The organism is Sulfuricurvum sp. (assembly GCF_049305995.1).
Classification (GTDB): domain Bacteria; phylum Campylobacterota; class Campylobacteria; order Campylobacterales; family Sulfurimonadaceae; genus Sulfuricurvum.
Genome location: NZ_JBAQPS010000325.1, coordinates 1 through 7,976 on the forward strand (window position 1 = coordinate 1; position 7,976 = coordinate 7,976).

At 44.1% G+C, this 7,976-nt stretch carries 9 protein-coding genes; 3 read left to right on the top strand and 6 right to left on the bottom strand.

Annotated features, from left to right (window positions below; genetic code table 11):
- A partial coding sequence (locus WA010_RS11110) for a homocysteine S-methyltransferase family protein (protein WP_422557182.1) occupies positions 1-1,474 on the bottom strand: 1,474 nt, incomplete at its 3' end.
- 472 nt (positions 1,475-1,946) lie between these two features.
- Between WA010_RS11110 and msrA the strand changes: the two genes are divergently transcribed.
- Positions 1,947-2,471: a peptide-methionine (S)-S-oxide reductase MsrA gene (gene msrA / locus WA010_RS11115; RefSeq protein ID WP_422557183.1), complete on the top strand. Its 525-nt coding sequence runs from the start codon at positions 1,947-1,949 to the stop codon at positions 2,469-2,471.
- A gap of 35 nt (positions 2,472-2,506) precedes the next feature.
- On the opposite strand, the gene WA010_RS11120 is transcribed toward msrA, so the two are convergent.
- On the bottom strand, positions 2,507-3,640 hold the full coding sequence (locus WA010_RS11120; protein ID WP_422557184.1) for an OmpA family protein: 1,134 nt from the start codon (positions 3,638-3,640) through the stop codon (positions 2,507-2,509).
- 167 nt (positions 3,641-3,807) lie between these two features.
- On the opposite strand from WA010_RS11120, the gene WA010_RS11125 reads away from it, so the two are divergent.
- On the top strand, positions 3,808-4,755 hold the full coding sequence (locus tag WA010_RS11125; RefSeq protein ID WP_422557185.1) for an NAD(P)-binding domain-containing protein: 948 nt from the start codon (positions 3,808-3,810) through the stop codon (positions 4,753-4,755).
- 75 nt (positions 4,756-4,830) lie between these two features.
- Entirely contained in the window at positions 4,831-5,139 is a 309-nt protein-coding gene (locus tag WA010_RS11130) for a hypothetical protein (protein ID WP_422557186.1), read from the top strand.
- Positions 5,140-5,165: 26 nt separating this feature from the next.
- Here the strand turns inward: WA010_RS11130 and WA010_RS11135 are convergent, their stop codons facing one another.
- From WA010_RS11135 to WA010_RS11150, 4 genes are all read right to left on the bottom strand, one after another.
- Positions 5,166-5,519, bottom strand: a complete 354-nt coding sequence (locus WA010_RS11135) for an AMMECR1 domain-containing protein (RefSeq protein ID WP_422557187.1) — start codon at positions 5,517-5,519, stop codon at positions 5,166-5,168.
- A 39-nt stretch (positions 5,520-5,558) separates the two neighbouring features.
- Positions 5,559-6,410, bottom strand: coding sequence for a biotin synthase (locus tag WA010_RS11140; protein WP_422557188.1), 852 nt, complete (start codon positions 6,408-6,410; stop codon positions 5,559-5,561).
- Between the two features lie 2 nt (positions 6,411-6,412).
- The gene (locus WA010_RS11145; RefSeq protein WP_422557189.1) at positions 6,413-6,928 is read right to left on the bottom strand and encodes a metallophosphoesterase family protein; all 516 of its coding nucleotides are present in this window, start codon (positions 6,926-6,928) and stop codon (positions 6,413-6,415) included.
- Between the two features lie 90 nt (positions 6,929-7,018).
- A partial coding sequence (locus tag WA010_RS11150; RefSeq protein WP_422557190.1) for a topoisomerase DNA-binding C4 zinc finger domain-containing protein occupies positions 7,019-7,976 on the bottom strand: 958 nt, incomplete at its 5' end.

The following is a 7,976-nucleotide window of genomic DNA, read 5'->3' on the forward strand; positions in this document are numbered from 1 at the left end:
GGCGGTTGACACACAAATCGTAGATGCGCTCTGCAATGCGCATTTTATCTGCCGTCGTTTTCGCCATCCCTTTTTCATCGATGACGAGACACACGAGGGCGGTTCCGAATTTTTTGGCGAGAGAACAAATGGCGTCTAAACGCTCTTCCCCGTCTTCGAGGTTGACCGAGTTGATGATCGGTTTTCCGCCGATACATTTGAGCGCCTCTTCCATCGTGTTGACTCGTGTCGCATCGGGCATGAGAGGAAGGGAGATTTTTTGATTGTAGAGTCTCATAACGTGCGCCATATCGACTGCTCCATCACGCCCCGCAAACTCGACGTTGACATCGAGACAATGAGCACCGTCGCGCACTTGGGCTTGTCCGACGCTCAAAGTCCCCTCATAATCACTGGCGATGATGAGTTCGCGAAACGCTTTCGATCCTGTCGAGTTGGAGCGCTCTCCGATGAGGAGCGGTGCGGGTTCTTGGATCAGCTCGACCGTGTTGAAGAGCGATGCGATGGAGGGCTTCATTGCTCCGCTCGGCTTTTTCGGGGCGATAGTAGAGACTTTGTTCACTAGCGCTCGGATATGTTGCGGGGTGGTGCCGCAACATCCGCCGAGAAAACTCACCCCGTCGTAGTTTAAAAAGTCGCATTGCAGCTGGGCGAACTCATCGGGCCCCATCGGATAGTACGAATAGCCTCCACGGTTTTGAGGAAGCCCCGCATTGGCGTGAACGGAGATGGGTTTTCCCCACACTTCGCTAAGCGTTCGAACGTGTTTGCCGTATTGCTCAGGGCCTGTTCCGCAGTTGAAACCGAGACTGAGGATGTCGAACGGCTCTAAAATGGTCGCGATGGTTGCCGCATCGGTTCCGATGAGCATACTTCCCGCCAATTCAATCGTAACGGAAACCATAATCGGCAGAGTCGCTCCACGCTCTTTATTCGCCGCTTCACAGGCGTGGAGTGCCGCTTTGATTTGGAGCGGGTCTTGGCAGGTCTCTAGGAGGAAAATATCGCATCCGCCGTCGATAAGACCTAAACAACACTCCAAATATCCTGTGAACATTTCATCATAGTGGATGTGCCCTAGAGAGGGGAGTTTTGTCCCCGGTCCGATGGAACCTAAAACATATCGGGGGTGCTCCGCGCGAGAAAACTTGTCGCACTCCGCCTTACAGACGGCGGCTCCTGCACGGGAGAGTTCGTAGGCACGATGACCGATCCCGTATTCATCGAGTACCCAGCTAAAAGAGCCGAAGGTGTTGGTGGTGATGAGATCCGCTCCGGCGGTGAGGTAGGCGTGAAAAATATCGCTCATTACTTCGGGACACGTAACATTGAGAAGTTCGTTACACCCCTCTAACCCTTCCCATGCGCTATCGGGGATTTTATCGGCACGCTCTTGAAGCTGAGTTCCCATCGCACCGTCGATGATGAGAGGGCGTCGGGAGATGGTTTCAAGAAGGGTGTGCTTGAGTGACATAAATGCTCTTTGTGTAAAAATTAGTTCTTTATTTTATCCCAAATGAGCATAAGCGGTACTAAGTATGAAAATATAATTCAAGGGATATATTTAAGATTTGTTTGAATCAGATGTGATTTAGAAGTAGATTTGGAGATATAATCTTGCTCATTAGAGCAAAAAGCTAGTTATGCAACCATCCAGCTAGCACGTTTAGAACGGCGTAATTTTTTAAGCAACATTTTTTCTAACGGTGTTATTTTTCCCATTGGAGACTCCTTTAACAATTTATAAACGGCATCGTAACAGTAAATGATTACTGTACGATAACGTGTTTTGACGAAACGATGACATTATAAAGAGTTTTATCTATAAATAATTCAAATAATTGATTAAAAAATAATCAGCTTAAAGGAGAAAATCAAAATAGTTTCTTCAAGCATCTAACAGTACTTAAAATAGATAATCATCCTATATAAAAGAGGATGTAATTATGGAAAAAGCACTTTTAGGCGGTGGATGTTTTTGGTGTATTGAAGCGGTTTATACTCGTGTTGACGGAGTTATAAGTGCGATCAGCGGTTATGCCGGAGGAGCACGTAAAAATCCGAGTTATGAGCAGGTATGCAGCGGTGCGACCGGACATGCCGAAGTGGTCGAAATCACCTATGATCCTAGCGTTATCCGCTATGAAGAGATTCTTGATATTTTTTGGGTGATCCATAATCCGACTACCCTCAATCAACAAGGTGCCGATCGGGGAACCCAGTATCGTTCGGTTATCTACTATTATAACGAGGCTCAAAATGCAAAAGCGGATAAATCGATTCATGAAGCACAAAAATCGTGGGAGAATCCGATTGTAACGGAACGCTCAAGTGCACCGGAATTTTATCCGGCAGAAGCGTATCATCAAAACTATTATAATGAACATCCGACACAAGGGTACTGTTATGCGGTGATTGCACCTAAACTACAAAAGTTTATGATGAAGTTTGGGGAGAAAGTGAAAAAGTGAGGAAATTCCCCCTCAGGGGAAAGCGAAGTAAGAATTTAGTGAGAAAGTTCTACTTCGATACGGCGATTTTCAGAACGTCCTGCTTTTGTTTTGTTGGTAGCAACCGGTTGGCTTTCACCTTTACCCGCTGATGTCAAACGTGAAGCGTCAACACCCTCTTTAATAAGCATCGATTTAACAATCTCTGCCCGTTTTTCAGAGAGTTTTTGGTTGTATTTGTCTGACGCAGTATTATCGGTATGACCAACGATACTTGCTTTGTATGCTGGGCTATCTTTCAAGAAACCGGCAAATGCTGCTACTTTTACAGTCCCTTCTGCATCGACTTTATTGGAATTGGTGGCAAAGTTTAGGTGTAATGTTGCTTTAAGGGGGCATCCATCTGCATCTACTTTGAATCCAGTTGGAGTATTCGGACATCTGTCTTGAGGATCAAAAATACTGTCTTTATCGCTGTCGATTGGAGCGGCAACAACGACTGGAACTGGTTTTGGAGCCGCAACAACGACTGGAACTGGAATAACGACTGGAACTGCTTTTGGCTCAGGTTTAGGCTCTGGAGCAATGACTGCCGCAACGACCGGAGCTGCTACTACAGGTGCTGCTTTTTCATCAAAGCTAAAGGTCAAACCGGCAAGAGCAGTTACATTGTGAACTTCCCCATTTGCACCGTCAACTTTATTTTGATCTGCATTCATTTTATACAGGTAGAGACCTTCAAGCTTTAATGCTACATGTTTGGTAATATCCATTTTAAGACCTAATCCTGCATCCGCAACAGGTCCTTGCCAATCATTTGATGATGTGTAAGCTTCAAAACCAAGACCAGCTTTCATGAACGGTGTTATATTTTTAGTGCAGTCAAATTCATAAACAGCATTGTACAAGGCTGTAAGAACTCCGGTAAAATCACCGGATGGTGTTTGATTTTCGCGTCCATATAAGAGACTGATTTCAGGCTTGATGGTATCAAATAGACTATTTAATTGAACTTCAAGACCATATACAGGGTGATTATTGACATACCCCATTGCGCCGCCGTTGTTTAGATTGGTTTCATTGGAAGTACTATTCCATAAGTATCCGGCTACTGGAGTGACCTCATAATTAAAGTCACTCGCTCCGAGTAGTGTTGCAGCAAGGGCTGCTGAAAATATGATTTTCTTCATCTTAAATCTCCTTAAGGCAGTTATTAAAAAATTATAACACATAAATTGAAGGTTCATCTCTAGGATTGTGTAATTAAAAAAAAATTGCTCATCTAGGGTGATAACATAAATCGAGTTTTATCCCTCTTTATGATAAAGTATTTGTATAAATTTTTTTAGGAGTATGCATGGAACATTTATATCAACTAGCAATAATCGGTGCTGGACCTGCCGGAATAGCCACAGCGATTGAGAGTTACGTATTGGGAATGCGTGATATCGTTCTTCTCGAAAAAGATGAAAATCATAATGCAACGATCCGAAAATTTTACAAAGACAACAAACGGGTGGATAAAGATTGGAAAGGGCAGAAGGTCGAATTGGACGGAACCATCTATTTTATGGATGGAACGAAAGAGTCTACCCTCGACTTTTTTGACCAGTTATTGGACAATGAAGTTTTAGAATTACGTACGCATACCGAAGTGCAGAAAATACTCAAACGAGAGGAGGGCTTTGAAGTTTTTATTGCCGGTGGAAGTATTTTTGCCAAATACGTTGTTGTAACTATCGGGCGGATGGGAAAACCGAATAAACCCGATTATAAAATTCCCCCTTCGATTAAAAATCAGATCCATTATACGTTGGATGGATGTTCTCAGGGGGAAAAAGTAATGGTTGTCGGAGGGGGAGATTCGGCAATCGAGTATGCGGTTGAACTGTGCGATCGAAATGAAGTCTCTATTTGTTACCGTCGTGGGACGTTTCGCCGTGCTAATCCGACCAATCAAGCCGATATAGAAAAAGCGGTGGCTGATGGTGCGGTTCGACCACTGCTCAATACCGAAATTATCGAGTTAGAGAGTGAGAGCGGAAAAGTAAAAGTGATTTTCAGTGATGGCGCTACAGAGCTGTTTGATCGGCTTGTATATGCCATCGGAGGGACAACTCCGAGCGGATTTTTGCAAAGCAGCGGTATTCGTGAAGAGGATGGCAAACCGGTACATGATGAGAACTATCAGACCAATGTTGCCGGACTGTTTGTTGCTGGGGATATTACGCAAGAATCAGGAGGATCGATTGCATTGGGGCTGAATCACGGTTTTGCAATTGCTAATTACATACAATCGTTGTAAAGGGATTCATTTTGGGTTATTGCTCAGGAAATTTTTACGAAGAATCTTATTGATTAACCAAATAAAAGGAAAAAAATGTACAAAAAAATTCTACTTATAAATGTTTTCATGTTAGCTACTTTATTATCAGCGGGTGATAAAGTAACGATTAGTGCATTTGATAATTATCCAACAGCAGGTTGTGAGGTAGATGGTAAACATTATTTATTACCAAATGGAACTCTTGGTGAAGTGGTAGTTTGGGGTGAACTATATACAATAGGAAGTGACAAACAACTATATGCAGGTGTTGATATGTTTACAAAATCGAAAGTTAAAATTCTCAACGGACCATTAAAGGGTAAAGTGTGTGATATTAATCATGTATATGTGACGATGAAATAGAAGATTAAATACCTCGAATCACTAAGTTACCCTTTTAGTATCGCCTCACTTTGATGGGTTAATTCCCCATCGGATGTGAATAAAGTGAGTTTGATGGTGGTATGGAGATATTCGGAAGTGACGAGGGGATCGAAATTTTCATCCTGAAATGCGGCGATTTTGGCATTATGGATGATCTCTTCGAGAAGAGAGGTGTCTACCCTGAGGCTTCGTGAACGCCCACGTACTTTATTATCGAGATAGAGGATGATTTCACACTCTAGCGGTTGCGAGAGTAAGGGATAGAGCGTGAGAAGTTCTGTGCGGTTGATACTGTTTTCGGCTTGGAGAACCTCTTCGATCGAGGCTCTAGCAATGGTCAGTAATACCGATTGTGACATCTCTTACCCTCCTTTGTGTCGTTATAATGCTATTATAACTTACTTATCCTCAGGTGAGAAGGCAATTTCAAATCCGAGGTCTTTGAGCATTGTCAAATCACTATGGGCATCTCGTCCGGCAGTGGTGAGATAATTACCGATGACGATACTGTTGGCACCTGCTCCAAAAATCTCATGTTGACGCTCTTTAAAGGTGATTTCTCGTCCTCCTGCGATCATAATTCGGTCGCTTTTATCCAAAATACGACGTGCTAAAGTAATAAGTTCCAATGACTCATCAATAGTTAGAGGATTTGGATTGAGTGGCAAAGCCGGATTGTGGTGATAAAAGTTTAGCGGTACCGAAATAGGGTTCAACTCTTTGAGTGAATAGAGCATACTAAGACGATCCTCGTGCGTCTCTCCCATCCCGAAAATTCCCCCTGTGATCAGCTTGAGACCGGAACGGTTAACGTTTTCGCAGGTCTCAAACCGCTCCTCCCACGGATGGGTGGTGCATACTTGGCTGTAAAATTCACGGCTCGTTTCTAGGTTGTGGTTATAGGCACTCACTCCGGAGCGTTTAAGTTCATTCAATTGATCCAATGATGCTGTACCATTACAGGCGATGAGGCGGAGACGGGGTACTTCATGCTTGAGGGTAGAGGCGATGTTGCAGACAAAATCGAGAGTTTTATCATCCAGCCCTTTTTGAGCCGTAACGAGGCAAAATCCGAGTGCTCCGAGTGCTTCGAGATGGCGGGCTTCCTCTAAAATCTGATTCATCGGTTTTTGTTTATACCGTTCGATATCGGCTTTGTATTTGACGCTTTGGCTGCAAAATTTGCAATCTTCATTGCAGGTTCCGCTGTTGATATTGCAGATAGAGCAAAGGAATATTTTTTTGGACATATTTAGGATCTTTCAAAAGAGTAGTGACGTTCCTCAAATGTATCACTTCCCACAGCTCGGGAATAGTGCGTTACCGCAAGAGCGGTATCGGAAATTTCAAGCATCGCGCAGCTTGAAAAAGGTTTTTCCCGTGCGCATACTTCTCCCGGATTGAGAAAGAGAGTACGATTTTTAAAATCACACTCAAATACGTGAGTATGTCCGAAAATGATCACTTCGGCATCGGCATTCATGTAAAACGGGAGATGCATCAGTTTAAAATTGACACCACCCAGTTTAAAATAGTGAGGTTCTTGGACGAGATTGTATTTGGTGTGATACTCGATCAATCCTGCATCATTGTTTCCATAGACGGCGACATAACGAAGACCGCTATTTTTGAGTTGATTAAGAATTTCGGGTTTAACGATATCCCCTGCGTGGATCAGAAATTCAGCCCCTTGCGAGACGAGATGATCAATCACCCGTTGGGATCGCCCTTTTTTGGAGTGGGTATCGGAGAGTAGACCTATTTTCATAATACAACGTCATTCCCGCGTAGGCGGGAATCCAGCTTGATTTTATCGGGGATGGATCCCCGGGTCAAGCCCGAGGATGACGAGATTATTTTATTCATTCGTCTCTTCTCGCGGTGTACGGTCTTTACATTTGACACACTCGTACACCTCTTTGTTACGGTAGGTTCGTGGAGCCAATGCTCCGCCACATCCTTCGACTTCACATTTTTTATCACTAGGCTCAAATTTGGAGATAAATTTACATTTTGGATAGTATTCACATCCCCAAAAAGCCCCTCTGCGTGATTGACGCCATAGTAGTTTTCCGCCGCATTCAGGACACGGTACTTCGGAAAACTTGGTCTCTTGGTTTAATGTTTTGGTATTTTTACATTTCGGATAGCCGCTGCACGCCAAAAATTTCCCGTTGCGACCGTTTTTGACCACCATTGCACTGCCGCATTTGTCACATACCTCTTCGCTTACTTCATCCGGAGTTGCAGGGTTCTCTTTTTGGTTCTCTTCGGTTTGTTCGGTGTATTTGCATTTTGGGAAACCGCTGCACGCGATAAACTCACCGAAACGACCTGAGCGTAGTAACAGCTCACTTCCGCATTGAGGGCAGTTGCGTCCGAGCGGTTTCGCCATTTTTAGGCTGACGATGTTGGTTTTCCCTGCTTCGATTTGTTCCAAAAACGGATAATAAAAATCGAGCAAAATTTTGTGCCACGATTTGCCGCTCTCAGAGATCTCATCGAGAGTCTCTTCCATCGTCGCGGTAAAGCTGGCATCGACAATCTCGTTAAAATGGGTCTCTAGCATCTCTGTCACGGTAAACGCTATCTCGGTCGGCTGAATAGCACGTTTCTCGATTTCGATGTAGTTACGTGCTTGCAAGGTACTGATGGTCGGTGCATAGGTTGATGGACGCCCGATCCCCTCGGCTTCGAGTTTTTTAATCAAACTCGCTTCGGAGTAGCGTGATGGTGGTTCGGTAAAGTGCGGTTCAGGGGTGATGGTTTGAATATCGATTGCATCACCCGTTGTGAGGGATGGGAGCAATTTATCT